15 protein-coding genes are annotated in these 21,977 nt (G+C 29.4%); 14 read left to right on the forward strand and 1 reads right to left on the reverse strand.

Translation table 11 applies throughout. The annotated features are described in order from the left end of the window. The first annotated feature begins 216 nt into the window (after positions 1–216). The 7 genes from EG57_RS0210210 to EG57_RS0210240 all read left to right on the forward strand — a co-directional run bounded on the left by EG57_RS0210210 (position 217) and on the right by EG57_RS0210240 (position 10,262). Positions 217–2,550 carry a U32 family peptidase gene (locus tag EG57_RS0210210; RefSeq protein WP_032077120.1) on the forward strand — a complete coding sequence of 778 codons (2,334 nt, stop codon included), beginning with the start codon at positions 217–219 and terminating at the stop codon, positions 2,548–2,550. Positions 2,551–2,594: 44 nt separating this feature from the next. Next, positions 2,595–4,958: an endonuclease MutS2 gene (locus tag EG57_RS0210215; RefSeq protein ID WP_032077121.1), complete on the forward strand. Its 2,364-nt coding sequence runs from the start codon at positions 2,595–2,597 to the stop codon at positions 4,956–4,958. A 40-nt stretch (positions 4,959–4,998) separates the two neighbouring features. After that, positions 4,999–5,472, forward strand: coding sequence for a 2-thiouracil desulfurase family protein (locus EG57_RS0210220; protein WP_032077122.1), 474 nt, complete (start codon positions 4,999–5,001; stop codon positions 5,470–5,472). Between the two features lie 188 nt (positions 5,473–5,660). Beyond that, positions 5,661–6,674: an alpha-hydroxy-acid oxidizing protein gene (locus EG57_RS0210225; RefSeq protein ID WP_032077123.1), complete on the forward strand. Its 1,014-nt coding sequence runs from the start codon at positions 5,661–5,663 to the stop codon at positions 6,672–6,674. A 307-nt stretch (positions 6,675–6,981) separates the two neighbouring features. Beyond that, positions 6,982–7,878: a phosphate butyryltransferase gene (locus EG57_RS0210230; protein WP_032077124.1), complete on the forward strand. Its 897-nt coding sequence runs from the start codon at positions 6,982–6,984 to the stop codon at positions 7,876–7,878. 43 nt (positions 7,879–7,921) lie between these two features. After that, positions 7,922–9,685, forward strand: a complete 1,764-nt coding sequence (iorA, locus tag EG57_RS0210235; protein WP_032077125.1) for an indolepyruvate ferredoxin oxidoreductase subunit alpha — start codon at positions 7,922–7,924, stop codon at positions 9,683–9,685. 1 nt (position 9,686) lies between these two features. After that, complete coding sequence (locus EG57_RS0210240; protein ID WP_032077126.1) at positions 9,687–10,262, forward strand: indolepyruvate oxidoreductase subunit beta; 576 nt, start codon at positions 9,687–9,689, stop codon at positions 10,260–10,262. 104 nt (positions 10,263–10,366) lie between these two features. Here the strand turns inward: EG57_RS0210240 and EG57_RS0210245 are convergent, their stop codons facing one another. Beyond that, a complete protein-coding gene (locus EG57_RS0210245) occupies positions 10,367–11,827 on the reverse strand; it encodes an aminotransferase class I/II-fold pyridoxal phosphate-dependent enzyme (protein WP_032077127.1) in 1,461 nt (486 codons plus the stop codon). Positions 11,828–12,082: 255 nt separating this feature from the next. Between EG57_RS0210245 and EG57_RS0210250 the strand changes: the two genes are divergently transcribed. The 7 genes from EG57_RS0210250 (at position 12,083) to EG57_RS0210280 (ending at position 21,950) form a co-directional block, all read left to right on the forward strand. Next, a complete protein-coding gene (locus EG57_RS0210250; RefSeq protein ID WP_032077128.1) occupies positions 12,083–12,691 on the forward strand; it encodes a 50S ribosomal protein L25 in 609 nt (202 codons plus the stop codon). A gap of 122 nt (positions 12,692–12,813) precedes the next feature. Next, a complete protein-coding gene (locus tag EG57_RS0210255; protein ID WP_032077129.1) occupies positions 12,814–14,547 on the forward strand; it encodes a phospho-sugar mutase in 1,734 nt (577 codons plus the stop codon). A gap of 963 nt (positions 14,548–15,510) precedes the next feature. Beyond that, the gene (locus EG57_RS0210260) at positions 15,511–16,578 is read left to right on the forward strand and encodes a tetratricopeptide repeat protein (RefSeq protein WP_032077130.1); all 1,068 of its coding nucleotides are present in this window, start codon (positions 15,511–15,513) and stop codon (positions 16,576–16,578) included. A 99-nt stretch (positions 16,579–16,677) separates the two neighbouring features. Next, entirely contained in the window at positions 16,678–17,604 is a 927-nt protein-coding gene (galU, locus tag EG57_RS0210265) for a UTP--glucose-1-phosphate uridylyltransferase GalU (RefSeq protein ID WP_032077131.1), read from the forward strand. Positions 17,605–17,736: 132 nt separating this feature from the next. After that, positions 17,737–19,575 carry a polysaccharide biosynthesis protein gene (locus EG57_RS0210270; protein WP_032077132.1) on the forward strand — a complete coding sequence of 613 codons (1,839 nt, stop codon included), beginning with the start codon at positions 17,737–17,739 and terminating at the stop codon, positions 19,573–19,575. Positions 19,576–19,610: 35 nt separating this feature from the next. Then, the gene (locus EG57_RS0210275) at positions 19,611–20,804 is read left to right on the forward strand and encodes a glycosyltransferase (protein ID WP_032077133.1); all 1,194 of its coding nucleotides are present in this window, start codon (positions 19,611–19,613) and stop codon (positions 20,802–20,804) included. 33 nt (positions 20,805–20,837) lie between these two features. Continuing rightward, complete coding sequence (locus tag EG57_RS0210280) at positions 20,838–21,950, forward strand: glycosyltransferase (protein ID WP_032077134.1); 1,113 nt, start codon at positions 20,838–20,840, stop codon at positions 21,948–21,950. Positions 21,951–21,977: the final 27 nt, after the last annotated feature.

Genomic DNA, 21,977 nt, shown 5'->3' on the forward strand with positions numbered 1-21,977 from the left:
ACTTATTTTAGACTGTTGATAAATATGTTTTGTCAACAGTCTTTTTTACAGAATATTTTAACATACATCCTATGTGAACTTCATCTGAAAACTTGTGTAGAAATTTGCTTGAAGTGTAAAATACTCCACTTATGTGCCTAAAATAAGTTTTAAAAGATAATAATATACTGTATAATAAAAAACGTATGGTTAAGAAAACAGTAGGAGAGATGTAGAATGAACAAAATAGAACTTCTGGCACCAGCAGGAAGTATAGATAGTCTTTATGCTGCAGTGCAAAGTGGTGCAAATGCAGTATATTTAGGAGGAAATAAGTTTTCAGCTAGAGCTTATGCTTCTAATTTTGATAATGAAAATATGAAAAAAGCAGTAGAGTATTGTCATTTATATGAAGTTAAGATATATGTAACAATAAATACATTAATGAAAGAAAAGGAACTTAAAGAAGCTTTAGAGTATGCTAAGTTTTTATATAGCATTGATGTGGATGCATTGCTTATACAGGATACAGCATTAGCTGTATTAATAAAGGAAGTATTACCGGATTTTGAACTTCATGCTTCAACTCAAATGACAGTACATAATGGTGAAGGAGCAGCTCTTTTAAGAGATAAAGGATTTAAAAGAATTGTGCTTTCAAGAGAGTTGTCTTTAAATGAAATAAAATATATATCTAAAGATTTGAATATAGAAACAGAAATTTTTGTACATGGGGCATTATGTGTTTGTTATTCTGGGCAGTGTCTTATGAGCAGTTTAATTGGTGGAAGAAGCGGTAATAGAGGTAGATGTGCTCAACCTTGTAGATTGCCATATACTATAATTGATAGTATTAGTGGAAGAGAAAAAAAAGGATATTTGTTAAGCCCTAAAGATATATGTACTATAGAAAATATAAAAGATATAATTGAAAGTGGAGTTACTTCTCTAAAGATAGAAGGAAGAATGAAAAGACCTGAGTATGTAGCTGCAGTAGTATCATCCTATAGAAAAGCCATAGATAGTATTTTAAAAGGATCAAATGTGGATATTGAAAATGAAAAGAAAAAACTTTTACAGCTTTTTAATAGAGAAGGTTTTTCAAAAGCTTATTTGTTTGGGAATGTAGGCAGAGATATGATGGCATATACTTTTCCTAAGAATACAGGAGTAATCCTTGGAAAGGTCCAAAAGGATTTAAGTATTGCATTACAAGAGAATTTGAGTATTAAGGATGGTATAAGAAATGGAGAAAAAGGATTTACAGTTTCAAAAATAATAGAAAATGGAAATGAAGTTTTTGAAGCAGCTAAAGGAAGTAAAGTAAAACTAAGGCCAGTAAATTTTAAAAGCGGAGATATTCTTTATAAAACTTCAGATATAAAGTTACTTAGTTCTATGGAAAGTATTTACAAAAGTCCTTTTGGAAAAAAAATAGACTTGGATTTAAAAGTAAAATTTAAATTAAATGAGCCTATAAAGTTAAGTACTATTTACAAAGGAAAACAGTATTTTGTTGAGGGAGAGTTAGTTCAAAAAGCTTTAAACAAACCTTTAAATACAGATAAATTGAAAGAACATCTAAAAAAAAGTGGAAGTACTCCTTTTAGGGTTGCTAATATACAATTTGATGATTTTCAAGAAGGGTTTATGCCAGTATCATCTATAAATGAGAGCAGGAGAAAGCTAATAGAAGCTATAGAAAATGACTTACTTAAGGTGAATAGAAATAAAGGTATAGAAACGGTAAAGAAAGAAAAAGCTTCAACTAGGCCAATCCCTAAATATATGATTTGTGTCCATATGCTAGATCAAATGAAAGCTGCTTTTGAAAATGGACTTTCGGATGTGTCAGTAGATATATTTTATAAAAAAAGTGATATAAAAGATGAAATTATAAAGGAAAACAGTGTCTGGCTTAAGGTTCCTAATATTATAAAAGAGGAATTTTCAGCTGTGTGCTCTAAAGTAGAAGAATTGCTCCCATATATAAAAGGTATAGTTACAGCAAATTTGGGAATAATACATAAGTTTAAAGAAAAAACTACAATTCTAGGAGACTATAAGCTGAATATATTTAATCCTACTTCTACACAATTTTATAATGATTTACTGGATGGTATATGTTTAAGTGTAGAGCTTAATAAAAGTGAAATGCTGAGTTTAGCTAAGAAGTCTAAGATACCATGCCAGATAATGCTTTATGGAAAAGTAGAAAATATGGTTTCAGAGTATTGTGTAGTAGGAAGTACTTTTGGAAACAAAGGCGTATCTCAAAATTGTAACAAAGCATGTGAAAAAGGAACATTTTATTTAAAAGATAGAATGGGAGTGTGCTTTACTGTTAATACAGATAAATATTGTAGATGTCATATTTATAATAGTGTGCCTACAAATTTAATAGATAATATAGATGAATTAGAAAAATCGGGAATAAATAATTACAGAATTGATTTTATAGATGAAACTTATGATGAAGTAAATAATGTGTTAAAATGTGTTAAACAGAAAGAATGGAATGGAGATTTCAGTAAATTTACAAGAGGACATTATAAGAGAGGTGTGGAGTAATCTACATTAAATAATACAAGTTGGTAAAAAGGTGGTCGAACGAGTTGAATGAAAAAGCATTAAAAGTGCTGGAATTTTATAAGATAAGAGAACAATTAAAGAACTATACAAGTACTGGTGCAGCTAAGGACTTAATAGATGAATTGAAGCCTTATGATAATATATATGAGGTTAGAGAACATATTCAAGAAACAAAAGAAGCTTTTAAACTTTTAGTGACAAAGGGAGCACCTCCATTTGAAGGTGTTTACGATGTAAGGGAAGGTATAAGTAGAGCAGGTAAGGGATCTACTTTAATGCCAGGACAGCTTTTGAAAATAGCAGCAATACTTAGGGCTGCTAGAAGATTTCAAGAATATATAAGTCATAAAGAGGAAGAAGAAGGATTTAGAGTTTTGGAGAATACATCTCAGGGTATTATTCCATTAAAGAATATAGAGGATCATATATTTATGTCCATAGAAAGTGAAGAGCAAGTTTCAGATAGAGCAAGTACAGCTCTTTATAATATAAGAAAAGCTTTAAAAGATAAAAATTCTTCTGTAAGAGATAAAGTCAATTCACTTATAAGAAGTTATTCAGAGTATCTTCAGGATAATTTATATACTATGAGAGGAGATAGATATGTTTTACCTGTAAGAGCTGAGCATAAGGGAGCAGTTCCTGGACTTGTGCATGATCAAAGTTCAAGTGGAGCTACCTTATATATAGAGCCTATGGGGTTAGTCAATTTAAATAATGAAATAAAAGAACTTATGTTAAAGGAAAAGGCAGAAGTAGACAGAATATTAGCTTACCTTTCAAATGAAATTTATGGAAGTATAATAGCAGTAAGAAATGATGCAGATATAATATGGGAATTAGACTTCATTTTTGCTAAGGCTAAATTTGCTAGTGAGCTTAATTGCACAGCACCTAATGTTAATGATGAAGGTTTTATTGATATAGTACAAGGAAAGCATCCTCTAATAGATAGAAAAGTTGTAGTACCTTTAGATGTGTATCTAGGTAAAGGATTCACATCATTAGTTATAACTGGTCCTAATACAGGTGGTAAGACAGTTACATTGAAAACAGTAGGATTATTACATATTATGGCTTTAAGTGGACTTATGATTCCAGCTAGAGAAAATTCTACGGTAAGCTTTTTTAAAGAAGTATTTGCAGATATTGGAGATGAACAGAGTATAGAACAAAGTTTATCAACTTTTTCATCCCATATGACTAATATTGTAAATATAATTAATAATGCGGATGATGAATCACTAGTACTTTTTGATGAATTAGGAGCTGGAACAGATCCAACAGAAGGAGCAGCATTGGCTGTATCTATTTTGGAAAACTTAAAGAGTAGAGGCTGTAGAATAGTTGCTACTACCCATTATAGTGAACTTAAAGTTTATGCTTTAAAAGTAGATGGAGTAGAAAATGCATCTGTAGAATTTGATGTGGAAACATTGAGACCTACATATAGACTTTTAATTGGAATACCTGGTAAGTCAAATGCATTTGAAATATCTAGGAGATTAGGACTTGCAGATTATATAATTCATGATGCAAAAGAAAATATAAATAGTGAAACACTTCAATTTGAAGATTTAATAGAAAATCTTCAAGAGAAAAGTGTAAAAGCTGAAGCCAATGCAAGAGAAGCAGAGATGTTAAAACTAGAAGCTGCTAAAATTAAAGATAAATATGAAGAAAAAATGGGATCACTTCAAAATGCTAGAGAAAAAGCTGTAATAAATGCTCAAAGAGAAGCAAAGAGAATTATAAAGGAAGCTAAAGAAGAAGCGGATAACATTCTTAAGGAAATGAGAGAATTAGAGAAAGCTGGTTATGCTTCAGATGTAAGACACAAGCTTGAAGAAGAAAGAAGAAAACTATCACAAAAGCTTGATAAAATAGATGAAAAAGTTAATAAAGTAAAAACAGATGATGGTGAAGAACTTAAAAATGTAGGAGAAGGGGAAGAAGTTTTTGTACCTTCTTTAAACCAAAAAGTAATAGTTATATCCAAACCGGATAATAAAGGGAATGTTCAAGTTCAAGCTGGAATTATGAAGATAGAAGTAAAACTAAAAGATTTAAGAGCAGTAACCAGTGCTGTGAATAAAGAAGAGAAGAAAAAAATAAAAAGAGAAGCAAAGCTTAATTTGAAATCTGTAGCCTCATCTGTGGATTTAAGAGGAATGGATTCTTTAGAAGCAGTATATACTGCAGATAAATATTTGGATGAAGCATATTTAGCAGGACTAAAGGAAGTAACTTTAATACATGGTAAAGGAACAGGTGTATTAAGAAATACCATAACAGATATGCTCAAGCACCATTCTCATGTAAAAAAATACAGATTAGGGGAATATGGTGAAGGTGGTACTGGAGTTACAGTTGCAGAACTTAGGTAGAAGGATTGATTTTAGTTTAATGAGATTGGAGGGGAAACTTATGATACTAGTTAGTGCTTGTTTATGTGGAATAAACTGTAAGTATAATGGTGGTAATAACTTAGATACTAAGGTGTTGGAGTTATTGAAACAGGGGAAAGCTATACCTGTATGCCCTGAACAATTAGGAGGGCAGAGTACACCAAGGCCAGCACATGAAATAAACAATTCTACTGGAGCAGAAGTACTTGATGGAAAGGCTAGAATAATTGGGCCAGATGGGGATGATGGTACAGTAGAATTTTTGAAGGGAGCTCATGAAACTCTTAAAATAGCAAAAGAATGTGGAGCAAAGGTTGCTATTTTAAAGGCTAGAAGTCCTTCTTGCGGTTATGGAAAAATTTATGATGGTACATTTACTGGAAATAAAATAGATGGAAATGGAGTTACTGCAGAGTTGCTAAGTAGGAATGGACTTACAATTTATACAGAAGAAGGTATTAACAGTGGGAAATGTAAATTTGACATTGATTAACCTTGCAGGCAAATATAGAAAAATTTTAATAGTAATAGTTTTGTTTAATTTACTTATATAATTTTAAAAATTAATAATGAAATTTAGTTAATAATTATTGAGATTTAAAATAAATGAACTATAATTAAAGTGTATATTTAAAACAAAGTATTATATTTATAAAATAGTTTAAGTGGGGGGATGAAAAAATGAATTACAAGGAAGTATTAAAAAATGCTCGTGAAAATTTGAATGGAAGTTGTAAAGTTTGTCCAGTTTGTAATGGTAAGGCTTGTGCTGGAGAGGTTCCAGGTATGGGTGGAAAGGGAACAGGAGAAGCTTTTACAGTTAATGTTGAAGCATTAGATAGCTATAAGCTTAATATGAGAGTTATACATGATGCTAAAGATCCAGATACAAGTACAGAATTATTTGGTAAGAAGATGGAAGTGCCAGTATTTGCAGCGCCAGTATCAGGAACTACATTAAATATGGGTGGTAAATTTACAGAAGAACAATACATATCATGGGTAATTGGAGGATGTCTTGATGCAGGTATTTATCCTATGGTAGGAGATACAGCAGTAGATTCTTTTCTTATAACCAATCTTCAACAGTTAAAGGAATTCAATGGGGAAGGAATTGCTGTAATAAAACCTTGGGAAAATAGTAATGTTATAAATAAAATAAAGCTTTCAGAAGAATCAGGTGCTTTTGCTGTAGGTATGGATATAGATGCAGCAGGACTTATAACTTTAGCACTTCATGGAAAGCCAGTTGGTCCCAAGACTGTAGAACAAATAAAAGAAATAGTAGAAAGTACAAAGCTTCCATTTATATTGAAGGGAATAATGACTGTTGATGAAGCAAAACTTGCAGTAGAAGCAGGAGTAGATGCTATAGTAGTTTCAAATCATGGAGGAAGAGTGCTTGATCAAACTCCAGGTGTAGCAGACGTACTTCCAGAAATTGCAGAAGCAGTAAAAGGTAAGGTTACAATACTTGCAGATGGTGGAGTTAGAAATGGAGTAGATGTTCTTAAAATGATAGCATTAGGAGCAGATGGGGTTCTTATAGGAAGACCATTTGTAACAGCTTCTTTTGGAGGAGAAAGAGAAGGAGTAAAACTCTATATAGATACAATAAAAAGCGAATTAAAATCAGCTATGGTTCTTACAGGATGTAAAACCATAAAAGATGTTACAGATAGAATTTTATATTAATATATATTAAAAAATCCAGGCTTATGGAAGTAAGTCTGGATTTTTTATTTTATATAATTAAAGGTATTAAAGACATTATTATTTAATACCATTAATACCTTTAATAAAAATATTTAAAAGTAAAAATATTAAAAAAACTAGGAATAGAAGTTTTATAAGCTTGGCATGGTATTTGCTATCTATAATATAATATAGTGGTAAATTTATTTTTGATATATTTAAATCCTTTTAGTTTATGAAAAAATAGTATTACTAGTAATGGTAATATTATGTAGTGAATTAATTACAATAATGGAGGTATATATTTATGGTGAAAAAACTGGAACAATTGATAAGCTTAGCTAAAGAGAAAAGCAAAAAAACACTTTCAGTAGCAGTAGCTCAGGATAAAGAAGTTTTAATGGCTGTGACAGAAGCAGTTAAAACTGGGATAGTGGATGCCATTTTAGTAGGTGATGAAGATGCTATAAGAAATATATCTGAGAAAGAAAATTTATGCATAGATGGTATTAAAATAGTAAACGAAAAAGATATAAAAAAAGCAGCAGCAAAAGCTGTAGAATTTGTGTCTAATGGAGAAGCACAATTTATAATGAAGGGAATGCTTGGAACTGCAGATTTGTTAAGAGCTGTATTAAATAAAGAAGCAGGTCTTAGAGGTAAAGGATTACTTTCACATGTAATGATTTATCAAGTTCCTTCGTATCACAAATTAATTTTTCTAACTGATGGAGGCATGGTTCCTTATCCAACATTGGAGGACAAGATAGGAATAATAAATAATTGTGTAAAAGTTGCACACAAATTAGAAATAGAAATACCTAAAATAGCGCCTGTTTGTGCAGTAGAAGTAGTTAATCCTTCAATGCAAGCAACTGTCGATGCGGCTTCCTTAACTCAGATGAATAAGAGGGGACAAATAAAAGGATGTATTATTGATGGACCGTTGGCTTTTGATAATGCAATATCAAAGGAAGCAGCAGAACATAAAGGCATTGTAAGTGAAGTAGCAGGAGATACAGATGTGCTTTTAGTTCCTAATATAGAAGCTGGTAATTTTGTAGGAAAGTCTATGACGTATTTTGGAAAAGCAGAAAATGCTGGAGTTATTATGGGAGCTAAATGTCCTGTAGTTCTTGTTTCAAGAGCAGATAGTGCTAAATCAAAATTGTATTCTATAGCATTAGGGTCTGTAGTATCATAATTAAATAATTTTATTAAGATAATTTAAAAATGGAGGTATATATATGAAAGTCATTATGTCAGGGAATGAAGCCATTGCAAGAGGTGCATATGAAGCAGGATGTAAAGTTGCTTCTGCTTATCCTGGAACACCTAGTACAGAAATACTTGAAAATTTTGCTACTTATGATGGAGTGTATGCAGAATGGGCACCAAATGAAAAGGTTGGTTTAGAAGTAGCTTCAGGAGCAGCTATTGGAGGAGCTAGAAGTTTAACAACTATGAAACATGTAGGTTTAAATGTAGCTGCAGATCCATTATTTACTATGGCATATGAAGGTGTAAATGGAGGTTTAGTAGTAGTTACAGCTGATGATCCAGGAATGCATTCATCACAAAATGAACAGGACAATAGACTTTTTGCACCTCATGCAAAGATAGCTATGTTAGAACCATCGGACTCACAAGAATGTAAGGATTTTATGAAAGAAGCCTTTAATATCAGTGAGCAATTTGATACAGTAGTACTTTATAGAAGTACTACAAGAGTTTCTCATTCAAAGAGTATAGTAGAATTGGGAGAAAGAAAAGAATCAGAAGTAAAACCTTATGAAAAAGATATAGCAAAATATATAATGATACCAGCACATTCTAAGAAAAAGCATTATGAAGTAGAAGAAAGACTCAATAAATTAAAGGAATATTCTAATAATTGTAGTTTTAATAAAATGGAAATGGTAGATAGTAAAATAGGTATAGTTACTAGTGGTATATCCTATCAGTATGTAAAGGAAGTTTTTGGGGACAAAGTTTCTGTATTAAAAATAGGAATGAGTTATCCACTTCCAGATAAAATGATGAAAGAATTTTCATCAAAAGTCGAAAAAATTTACGTTATAGAAGAAAATGAACCTTATTTAGAAAATGCACTTAAGGTTTTAGGAATAAATTGCATAGGAAAAGAAATTATTCCTATATGTGAAGAATTAAATCCAGACATTATAAGAAAAGCTATATGTAATGAAAGCTATGAACAAAATTATACAGTAGATATAAAAGCTCCATCAAGACCTCCTGTACTTTGTCCAGGATGTCCACACAGGGGAATTTTCTATGCAGTTTCAAAATATAAGAATAATATAATATCTTCAGGAGATATAGGATGCTATACTTTAGGTATGGTAGCTCCTTTAAATGTAACTGATACTTGTGTCTGTATGGGAGCTTCGATTACAGCTGGACTTGGAATAGAAAAAGCAAATCAGTTAGCAAATAGGGATAAAAAAGTATTTGCATTCATAGGAGATTCAACATTTTTCCACTCTGGTATGACAGGACTTACAAATTCAATATACAATAATATACCTATAGTTACATGTATATTGGATAATAGAATTACAGGTATGACAGGACATCAGGAAAACCCTGGAACTGGAAAAACACTACAAAATAAACCAGCTCCAATGGTAGATATAGAAAAAGTTGTACTTGCATTAGGTATAAAAGAAGAAAATTTAAAAGTAGTAGATCCTTATAAATTAGAAGAAACTGAAGCAGCTGTAAAAGTTGCATATGAGAGCAGTGAGCCTTTTGTTATAATAACAAAACAACCTTGTGCTCTAAAGAAAGATGTTATAAAAAGAAGAGCAAATATGCATTGTAATGTAGATTCAGATAAATGTAAGAAGTGTAAAGCATGTTTGAAAACAGGCTGCCCAGCACTTAAATTTAAAGATAATGTAGTTAGTATAGATAAAAATATGTGTAATGGATGCGAATTATGCAAACAGGTTTGTAAATTTGATGCTATAGAAAAGGTTGGTGAATAATATGAGTAGTGTTAAAAGTATATTATTCGTAGGAGTAGGTGGACAAGGAACTATACTTGCTTCCAAGATTTTGACAGAAGGTTTATTAAAAAATGGATATGATGTAAAGATGTCTGAGGTTCATGGTATGGCACAAAGAGGTGGCAGTGTTACTACTCAAGTTAGATTTGGGGAAAAGGTTTATTCACCACTTATAGAAAAGGGAACAGCAGATGTTATAGTAGCTTTTGAAAAAAGTGAAGCAGCAAGATGGCTTCCTTACTTAAAAAAGGACGGGTACTTAGTTATAAATGATTATGAAATATATCCAGTTCCAGTTTTAATAGGTGAAGAAGAATATCCACAAAATGTTAATGAAACATTAAAGAAGACAGTTAAAAATACAATAATAGTTAATGCTTCCAACATCGCAGAAGAGCTTGGAAATATAAAAGCTCAAAATGTTGTTCTTTTAGGAGCATTACTTAAGGCGCTTAAATTAGAAAATATAAATTGGAATGAGGTTCTAGAAGTTATAGTTCCACCTAAAGCTGTTGAATTAAATAAAAAAGCTTTAGTGAAAGGTATAGAAGCTTAATTAAAGTCAAAAAAATTTATAAGACGAGAATTATACCCAGCACTTTAAAAGTGCTGGGTATTTTAAAAACTTAAGTGATATGTGAGAGCGCATATCACCTTTTATTATTTTACAACTTTAATGATTTCTACTTCAGGATCTTCAGTTCCTTGAACGTATAATCCAGTATTCTTGAGCATTTGAACATAGTCTATAATTTCTTTGGTTATTTCTTCACCAGGACACAATATAGGAATTCCTGGTGGATAAGCCATTAAAAATTCTCCACTTACCATACCAATACTTTCTTTTAAAGGAACTGGAGTTTTGTTTCCATTGAAAGCTTCTCTAGGAATTTTAATTTGTTTTGGTATAGAAGGAATATCTATAAAATCTGATTTTTTATTTCCTTTGCCATAATATTGTTTGCTTATTTCTTTTAAAGCATTTATAAGAGCATTTATGCTGTATTCTGTATCACCAAATGACCCTACTGCAAGCACATTATATAGATCCGAAAGTTCAAGCTGTATGTGGTATTTGTTTGAAAGAATCATATCCAAATCGTATCCAGTTATTCCCAAATCTCTACATGTTATTGTTATTTTAGTTGGATCAAGGGCAAAGACACCATCATTTCCTAAGATTTCATCTCCGAAACAATAAAAACCTGGAATTTTGTTTATTTCCTGTCTAGCGTAGTTTGAAAGTTCAATAGTTTTGTCTAAAAGTTCTTTGCCTTTAAGAGCAATTTGTCTTCTTGCACAATCTAATGAAGCCATCAATATATATGAAGGTGATGTAGTTTGTAATAAAGATAAAATTTGTTGAACTCTATTTATATCTATGCGATTAGAGCGAACCTGTAATAAAGAACATTGAGTTAATGCTCCAATTATTTTATGTGTGCTTTGAGCACAAATATCAGCTCCAGCTTCAATTGCAGAAGTTGGCAGTTTTTCATTAAAACCAAGGTGTGGACCATGTGCCTCATCTACTATTAAAGGAATATCATAATTATGAACTATATCTGCTATCTTTTTTATATCAGTAGCAACCCCATAATAAGTTGGATTTATAATTAAAACTGCTTTTGCATCAGAATTTTTTTTCAGTGTTTCTTCAACTGTTTCTGGTGTAACTCCATGAGCTATACCAACTTTCTTATCTAATACAGGTTGCATGTAAACAGGTATGGCACCACTTAATATAATACCAGCAGTGATTGATTTGTGAACGTTTCTTGGTATTATTATTTTTTCTCCAGCTTTAACTGCAGACATAACCATGGCTTGGATAGCACCTGATGTTCCATGTATTGAAAAAAAAGCAGCATCTGATCCATATGCATCAGCGGCTAATTGTTGTGCTTTTTTTATAGCACCAGTTGGATGATGGAGACTATCAACTGATTTAAAAACTGTAACATCTATTTTAAATGGGTTTTCTCCTATGAATTTTTTAAATTCCTCATCCATACCTACTCCTTTTTTGTGTCCAGGGACATGAAAAGGAATAGTTTCCTTGTTTACATATTCCATTAATGCATCAAATAAAGGGGTTTGAGTTTGATCTAATTTATACACCTTGATAAAACACCTTCTTTCATAAAAGTACACCCTTTGAACTCTGATGATTCAAGGGTTGGCCTACATTTTCATTTAAACCAATATAATTATATGTTAAATGTTTTGTAAATGCAACAATGTGAAGAAATTTTATTAATAAATATTTTTGGAGTAAAAAATTGTGAATAATATAAATGATTATGTAAATAATTAAAAATATGATTAACAATGTTTTGAATGATACTTAATAGGATATATGGGAGGATTTTAAAAATGGAAGAATTAAAAATACATAAAAGAAATAAAAATACTGTACATGAAGCTAGAAAGGAAAGGAAATTTGGTAAAATACCAGGTATTATTTATGGAAAAAATATAAATAATTTAATGTTTGAAATAGGAGAACTTGAACTAAATAAAAAAATTGGTTTTATAGGAGAACATGGTGTATTAGAAGTTGAAGTTGGGAAAGAAAAACATAGTACATTGATAAGAGAAATACAAAGAGATCCTGTAAATCATAAAATAGTTCATATAGATTTAGAAGACATCCCTCAAAATCAAGATGTTCAAACTGATGTTCCTATAATATTTACAGGTGAAGATTTAGTAGCAAGAAAAGGTGGGGTTATTCAAAAAGAAAAAACTAATGTAAAGGTTAAATGTAAGTGTGAAGATATACCTAAACATATTGATATAGATGTTTCAAAACTAGAAATAGGTGATTCTTATAGAATAGGTGATATAGAGCTTTCACAAGAGATAGCCTTTATGGATGATTTAAATACTTTAATAGCATTTGTAACCTGTAATAATAAATTATCAGATAATCCAATAGATGAAATTACAGAACCTAAAAATACTGGTGATAATGGTGAATAACCATTATCACCAGTATTTTTATAAAAAGTTTATAAAATTGTTTATTATTATACTCATTATTGTAATATAATTGTAGTATAATAATAAATGTTAAATATTACATATTAAAGGAGGGCTATAAAATGTCTTATAGAGAAAAATATGATTCTTGGTTGAGTTCGAAATTTTTAGATGAAAATTCAAAATTAGAATTAAAAAATTTACAGGATGAAAAAGAGATAGAAGATAGATTTTATAAAGATCTAGAATTTGGAACAGGTGGGCTAAGAGGAATTATTGGTATGGGTACTAATAGAATGAATATACATACTGTTGGGAAAACTACTGAAGGGCTATCAGAATACTTATTAAATAAGTATAAGGGAGATATTTCTGTAAGTATAGCTTATGATTCAAGGATAATGTCTAAAGAGTTTGCAGTGGCAGCAGCGGCAAATTTGTGTGCTAATGGAGTAAAGGTTTATTTATTTGAATCATTAAGAGCGACACCTATATTATCTTATGCAGTAAGACATTTTAAAAGTAAAGCAGGTATTGTAATAACTGCATCACATAATCCGAAAGAATATAATGGATATAAGGTTTATGGAGAAGATGGTGGACAGGTTACAGATAAATCTGCAAAGGAAATTTTTTCATTTATTGAGGAAGTAAATGATTTTAATAAAATAAAGACCATGAATATTGAAGATGCAAAGAAAAATGGTCTTTTAAATATAATAGGAGAAGAAGTAGATAAAGAATATATTAGTAGAGTAAAAGATTTAACTATAAGAAAAGAATTAGTAGATAAATATGCAGGTGAATTAAAGATAATTTATACTCCAATACATGGAGCAGGTAATATACCAGTAAGAAGAGTCCTTAAGGAACTAGGATATAAAAATGTAACTGTAGTAAAAGAACAGGAACATCCAGATGGATATTTTCCTACAGCAGCTTATCCTAATCCAGAAGATCCTAAGGTTTTTAATATAGCATTAGAAATGGCAAATAAAATCCAACCTGATATAATATTTGGAACAGATCCAGATTGTGATAGAATAGGTGTGGTTTTTAAAGATAATAGTGGAGAATATAAAGTGTTAACAGGTAATCAGACTGGAGCATTATTAACTCACTATATATTGTCATCCTTAAAAGAAATTAATAAACTACCTGAAAATGGAACTGTAATAAAAACAATAGTTACTACTGAAATGGCAACAGATATTGCAAAGGACTATGGAATAAATCTTGTGGATGTATTGACTGGATTTAAATATATAGGTGAGAAGATAGGAGAATTTGAAAAAAAAGGAGATAAAAAATACATATTTGGATTTGAAGAAAGCTACGGATATTTAGCAGGAGACTTTGTAAGAGATAAAGATGCAGTTATAGCTTCAATGCTTATATGTGAAATGACATTATATTATAAAAACAAAGGTATGAATTTATATGAAGCCTTAATGAATTTATATAAAAAGTATGGATTTTATAAAGAAAAATTAGTATCATTAGTGCTTAAAGGAAAAGAAGGACAAGAAAAAATAGAGAAAGCTCTTGAATATTTAAGACATTCTATGAGATACACTTTAGGAGAAGTTAAAATAGCAAAGAAAATGGACTATAAGATAAGCATAGAAAAAGATTTAATAAATATTAGTGAAAAAATAATAGAGTTGCCTAAGTCAAATGTACTGAAATTTATAATGAAAGATAATTCTTGGTTTGTAGTAAGGCCTTCAGGTACTGAACCTAAAATGAAGATTTATTTATCAGTAACTGGCAACAGTATAGAAGATTCAGAAGAAAAAATGAAATTATTTGAAAATAATGTTATGAAAATCATAGACGAAGCATGTAATTGTTAAGTGATTTGATAAGCATAATGTGATGTAAGTGAATGTAAGCGAAGTAACTTTCAACTGTATTCCGGCTGATATATGCTGTGAAGGAAAACTCACTTCATTAAGAAGTTCTAATGCTTGAGATATTGAAAAATCCCTACCTCCTCAAATGCGACGTCCTGTCGCTTTCGGAGCTTTTGCCTTCCTGGCAAAAATTACGGTATTTTTCAATATCTCAAGCAAAGAACTTCTAAAATTCGTTCGAATCTTCCTTCACAGCATATATCAGTCTTCATACAGTTAAAAGTTACTTCTTAGTGCATTACGTGTACACATAATACATTATGATATGACTCTCAATAAAAAGCGTAGGTTTCATGATATTTAATACCTGGTTTATGTATATCTCAATAGAATAGGAAGCAATTGCTTTTCAAACTAGATATATTAATCTAACAGCAGGCTTCACCATAATCTTTAGGTGATGTAAGTTGTTATGATTATAAATATAATTTAGCTTACTAAAATTACTTATGACAATGTAATTATGTGCATACACTTGAACTTGCCAGTTTGAATTTTAACTTTTATGCAGTGATATATGATAAGTGCTTCATCACATTAGCTAAATTGTTTCTTATTATTCTTAGCGAAAAGTTTGTGAAAGTCTTAGAACTTTAGTCCTGTTTGAGGGAACCGAGTTTGACAAAGTTCTTAGACTTTCACAAACTTTGAGCTTTAGAATAATTAGAAACATTTAGCCGTGATGAAACACTTATCATATATCACGGAGTAAAAGTTAAAATTCAAATTTTCACTGTACTTTAAGTTACGTCGCATAATTTTTAAACTGTAAGAAGCTAATGTTGTTTTTACATGGATAACTGTGATATAATTATGAACTATTATAGTTTTTACTTTAAATTAACGAATGTTTGTAGTAAAATTCAAAGTGTCAATATATTAGATTAAGTAGGTGTTATATTTATGAGTACAAAATCTCGTTTTGCAGATAAATTATCTGAAGTTTTATTTTTAGAAATAAAAAAGGAAAATATAAAAAATTTATTTCATATAGAAAGTAATGAGGATGTGTATGTTCCAGTTAAAGCTTCTAGTATAGTAGGTAAAGTTAAAACAGAAAAAAATGTAGGTCAGCTTCCGATAAGTTTTTTCATTGAAGGTATGTTTTATGTTATGGGAGCGGATGAAAAGTTTAAGTTTAATGATATGTATACTAATATATTAGTTAATTTAAAAGATAGTGATAAATTTATTAAAGGAAAAATTGCGGAAAATATAAAACATAAAAATTATGAAGATGCATATATACTTATTAAGGGATTATGCAAAATGGAAGACAGTGTTGAAATTTATGATAAGGTGCTAATAATAGTAGATGAATTAAGAAAATTAGATAAAAGTTATGAAGATGAAGAACTGCAAGTTATCGAAAAGTTAAAAAAATATGGAAATTACCCGATGGCATATTTTTATGAAGCACTTATAATGAAAGAACGTGGAGATTTTGATAAAGCACTTTTTTGCATAAATACTTATATTTCTAGTGGTGGAGAAGAATCTTTAGATATTACAGAATTTAAGGAATCACTAAAATTGATTATAAATTATGAAAAAGGTAAAGAAATGTTGTACGATATGCCTAAAGAAGCTTTAAGCTTACTTTTGCCTCTTCTTGATGAATTTGGAGATGATGCTACGCTTTATTATTATATTGCAGTGGCATATAGAATATTAGAAAATTATGAAAAAGCTATATACTATTTAAATGAGTCAATAAGTATAGATAGCAGTATCGTAGAAGTTATAAATGAACTTGGAATAAATTATGCTTCTTTAGGTGATTATAAAACTGCTATAGGATATTTAAGAAAAGCTTTTGAAGCAACTAAATCTATAGAGATATGCACTAACATTATCATGTGCTATTTAAATAATGAGGACATAAAAAATGCTAAACTTCACTTGGAAATTGCAAAAAAAATAAATCCTGAGGATGAGATTGTGGTTCAACTTTCCCAAATAATAAAGTGAAAATAATTTTTTACATAAGTATATAAAGAGAATAAACGTAAAAAATAAATAGTATATGTACTTTGTAATATTTTGATTAAGAGTGAAAGGAGATTTTTTATGACTGTAAAAAAAGCTATAATACCTGCGGCGGGACTTGGAACAAGATTTTTGCCTGCTACTAAGGCGCAACCTAAAGAAATGCTTCCTATAGTTGATAAGCCTACAATACAGTATATTATAGAGGAAGCAGTAGCTTCTGGGATAGAAGAAATTCTTATAATAACAGGAAGAAATAAAAGAGCTATAGAGGATCATTTTGATAAATCCATAGAATTAGAAAAAGATTTAGAAGATCATAAAAAAGAAGATTTATTGTATTTAGTTAAAGAAATATCTAATATGGCAGATATATATTATATAAGACAGAAAGAACCTAAAGGACTTGGACACGCTATAAGTTGTGCAAGAACCTTTGTTGGGAATGAGCCTTTTGCAGTAATGCTAGGTGATGATGTAGTAGATAGTAAGGTTCCTTGTTTAAAACAGCTTATAGATTGTTATGATGAATATAAAACATCTATTATAGGTGTGCAGGAAGTTAATAAAGAAGATGTGTATAAATATGGAATAGTAAAAGGAATGTACATTGAAGATAGAGTTTATAAAGTAAAGGATTTAGTTGAAAAGCCTAAAATAGAGGAAGCGCCTTCAAATATTGCTATATTGGGAAGGTATATAATAACTCCTGCTATATTTGATATACTGAGAAACACCACACCAGGTAAAGGAGATGAAATTCAGCTAACAGATGCATTGCGAACTTTGATTAAATCTGAAGCAATGTATGCATATAATTTTGAAGGAAGAAGATATGATGTAGGTGATAAATTGGGTTTCCTTAAGGCTACTGTGGAGTTTGCATTGAGAAGAGATGGACTAAAAGAATCCTTTATGGAATACCTTTTAACACTAGGTGAAACTGAATTTTTTAAACAACTTAAAAATGAAATATCAGAAAAAAAAGATAAGAGTAAAGAGCTGTAAAATCTTACAACTCTTTTTTTAGTTACAATCACTTATTAAAAAAATATATTGAATAATTTTTTCTATGATGTAAAATAGAAAAAGGGAGTTTTAATATAAAGCTTTTACAATAATGTTTGAGGATGTGTTAACATGGAGAAAGATAAAAAGCTTATAATATATGATATAATTTTTCTTATAGTTTCTTTATATTTTGCTTTTCTTTTAAAATTTAATTTCAAAATACCAGCAGAAGATATGCTGTTTTTAAAGTTATCATTAATTCCAATGGTTGTTATAACTTTAATATTTAATAAGTTTTTCAAGTTATATAATAGTATATGGAAATATGCTTCTATTGAGGAACTAATGTCTATTATATATTCAATATCAATATCAAATATTATATTTGTAATATACAGTTATGTTATAACTTATAAGTTTTTAGAAAATAGATATTATAGATTTCCTTTTACAGTACATATAATATTTTGGATTTTATCTGTAATTGCGTTGGGCGGAATAAGATTTAATTACAGAATAAAGGAAGAGAGTAAAGGAGAAAAGATTGTTAAAAATCATGATAGAAACCTGCTTATAATTGGAGCTGGAGATGCTTCAGCAATGCTCATAAAAGAAATAAAAAGACATAAGAACTTAAATTATAATATAGTAGGTCTTATAGACGATGATGAATCTAAAAAAGAAAAATTAATTAATGGAATAAAAGTTATAGGTGGAAGAGACCAAATAAATAAGGTGTGCAGTCAAAAAAAAGTTGAAGAAATTATACTTGCTATACCATCAGCTGATCTTAAGATAAAAAGGGAGATAATAAATATATGTAAAAGTACTAATTGTAAATTAAAAACGCTCCCAGGAATATACCAAATAATAGATGGAAGAATTAATATAAGCAAGTTAAGGGATGTTAATATAGAAGATTTATTAGGAAGAGATGAAGTTAAACTTAATAATGAAAATATAAATAAGTATATTAAAGATAAAACTATTCTTGTTACAGGGGGAGGAGGCTCAATAGGGTCAGAACTTTGTAGACAAATAGCTAGATTTAATCCTAAAAAATTATTGATATTAGATATTTATGAAAATAATGTTTATGATGTTCAAATGGAATTAAATTATAATCATTCTGATTTACAAAAAGAAGTTATCATAGCATCCATAAGAGATAAAAAACGAATGGATAAAATTTTTAATAAATATAAACCAGATGTAGTATTTCACGCAGCAGCACATAAACATGTACCATTAATGGAAGAAAATCCGTCAGAAGCTATTAAGAATAATGTTATAGGCACATATAATATACTTAAATGTTGTGATGAATTTAAAGTTAAAAAATTTGTGCAAATAAGTACAGATAAAGCTGTTAATCCTACAAATATAATGGGAGCTACAAAAAGATTTTGTGAAATTATGGTTCAAGCCTTTGATAGGGCTAGTGAAACAGAATATGTGGCAGTTAGATTTGGTAATGTTTTAGGTAGTAATGGTTCAGTAATACCATTATTCAAAAAACAAATAGCTCATGGAGGTCCAGTTACAGTAACCCATCCTGAAATAAATAGATTTTTTATGACTATTCCAGAAGCAGCACAGCTTGTAATTCAAGCAGGGGCTATAGCTAAAGGTGGAGAAATATTTGTATTAGATATGGGTCAACCAGTTAAAATAGTTGATTTGGCTAGAGATTTGATAACTTTATCAGGTTATAAGCCTGATGTAGATATAAAAATAGAGTATACAGGACTTAGACCTGGTGAGAAGTTATATGAGGAATTATTAATGAATGAAGTTGCATTAGCTTCTACAGAACATGATAAAATATTTGTAGATAAACCTGTTGGTGAAAGTATGGAATTTATAGAAGATTCAATAAAGCAATTTAGTAATGTAGCTTATATGGATAGAAATAGTATATTTAAGCTTATGGAAGAAAAAGTACCAACATATAAAAGAAAAAAATAGTAATTTATTAAATTAGCAAAAGGATGAATAAATTAATGAAAAATATACTAGTTATTTCCCACATGTATCCTTCGTCAGCAAATGGTGTTTTGGGGATTTTTGTTCATAAACAAGTTCAAAAATTAATAACAGAGGGCTGTAAAGTTAAAGTTGTGTGTCCAGTGCCATATGTTCCTAAGTTTTTAAAGATAAGTAATAAGTTTAAAAATTATATTAACATACCGGATAAAGCAGTGATTGATGGAGTAGAAATACAGTATCCTAGGTATATTGAGATACCTAGGGGGATTTTGCTGCAATATTCAGGATTTCTTATGTATTTAGGAATAAAAAGGTTAATAGCCCAAATTAATAGGGAATTCAAATTTGATGTAATACATGCTCATACTGCTGTGCCAGTGGGATTTGCATCAATGTTATTAAATAAAAAATATAAAATACCTTTAATAGTTACTATACATGGTCAAGATTTTCAATATACACTGAAAAAAAATGAAGCATGTAAAAAAAGCATTATGAAGGTTTTGAGTAGAGCACACAGCGTAATAACCGTAAGTAATAAGTTAAGGAATATGATAAAAGATGAGAAAATATTAAGCAAAATTACTGTAATAAATAATGGAATAAATCCAGAAGAATATAGAGATAATGATAAGAATGATAGTATAGAAAAAAGTGAAGATTGTATAATTTTAAGTGTTTCTTCATTAATAAAAACTAAAGGAATTGATTTAAATATTAGGGCTTTATCTGTAATAGTAAAAAAATATCCTAATATAAAATACTATATTATTGGGGATGGAGAAGAAGATAGAAATTTAAAAAAGCTTGTTGATGATTTATCATTAAATGAAAATGTTGTATTTTTAGGAAAGCTACCTCATTCACAAGTTATAAAGTATATGTCTAAATGTAGTATATTTTCTCTTCCAAGTTGGCAGGAAGGATTCGGAATAGTATATATTGAAGCAATGAATAATGGTGTACCAGTAATTGGTGTAAGAGGTCAAGGAATAGAAGATGTTATTATAGATAAAGAAAATGGTTTTTTAGTAGAGCCTCATAATGTTGAGGATTTAGTTAAAACTATAGAATACATATTAGAAAATATGGAGAACGCTAAAGCAATTGGAGAAAAAGGAAAAATAACTGTAATTAGTGAATATACATGGCGAAGAAATGCTCAAAAAACAATTGACATTTATAATAATTTATTGAAAAATAAATAAATAATATTTATTTTAGTTTGAGGTGGTATAGGTTTGAATATTGCAATGGTTTTAACAAATGGTTTTGACCCTGATCCAAGAGTTTACAAAGAAGCTAAATCTTTGACTAAATTAGGACATAAAGTAACTATTTTATGTTGGGATAGGTCAGGAGTTTATATTAATAAACCAGAAGAAAATATAGATGGAATAAAAATAGTAAGATTTTTTGGTAATGCACAATATGGATCAGGATATAAGCAGGCATTTAAATTTTTAAAATTTAAAAAAGATGTATTAGAATATATGAAAAACAAAAAATTTGATGCAATACATTGCCATGATTTTGATGGATTATTTATTGGACATAGTATAAATAAAAAATTAAAATTAAAATTAGTATATGATGAACATGACTTGTTTTATACATATTTTTTAGGTAGAACAGGTTTATTAAACAAATTAATTTATAATTTCATTATATTAAGAGAAAAGAGTATGCTAAGAAATGTTGATAAACATATTGTTGTTACACCTAAAATGAGTGAAATTTATAAGAATATAAGCAAGGAGATTTATATTGTAAATAATGCTCCTTACAAAAATTTGTTTAATAACATAAAAAAGATACCAAGTGATAAACTAAGAATAGGGTTTATTGGTTCTGTAAGATATTACGATGAAATGAAAGCTTTGGTAGATGCATCTCAGTTTTATAAAGATAAAGTTGAGATTGTTGTATGTGGTAGAGGAATATATTCAGATAAGTTAGCAGATTACTCCAAGAAATTTTCCAATGTAAGGATTAAAGGAGCATACAGCATAGATGAATTAGAAGAATTATACAGAAATGTAGATATTACATATGCATTTTACCCAGGAAATACAGCAACAATTTCTATGCCTAATAAATTTTATGAAAGTATAATAACGGAAACTCCTATAATAGCAAATATAAAAACTGAATTTGGTTATGAGGTTCAAAAGCATAAAATAGGATATGGTATATCAGGTGAAGATTTAACTGAAGAACTTAAAGTAATAATAGCAAATTTAGTTGAAGATAAAAATGAAAAGAAAAATATATTGGAAAATATGAGACAAATTAAAGAAGATTATTTTTGGGAGTCAAATGAACCAATACTTAATAAAATTTATAGTGTATAGTTCATGTTTCTATAGAAGGAGATAATT

Source organism: Clostridium drakei, from assembly GCF_000633595.2.
Taxonomy (GTDB): Bacteria; Bacillota; Clostridia; order Clostridiales; family Clostridiaceae; genus Clostridium_AM; species Clostridium_AM drakei.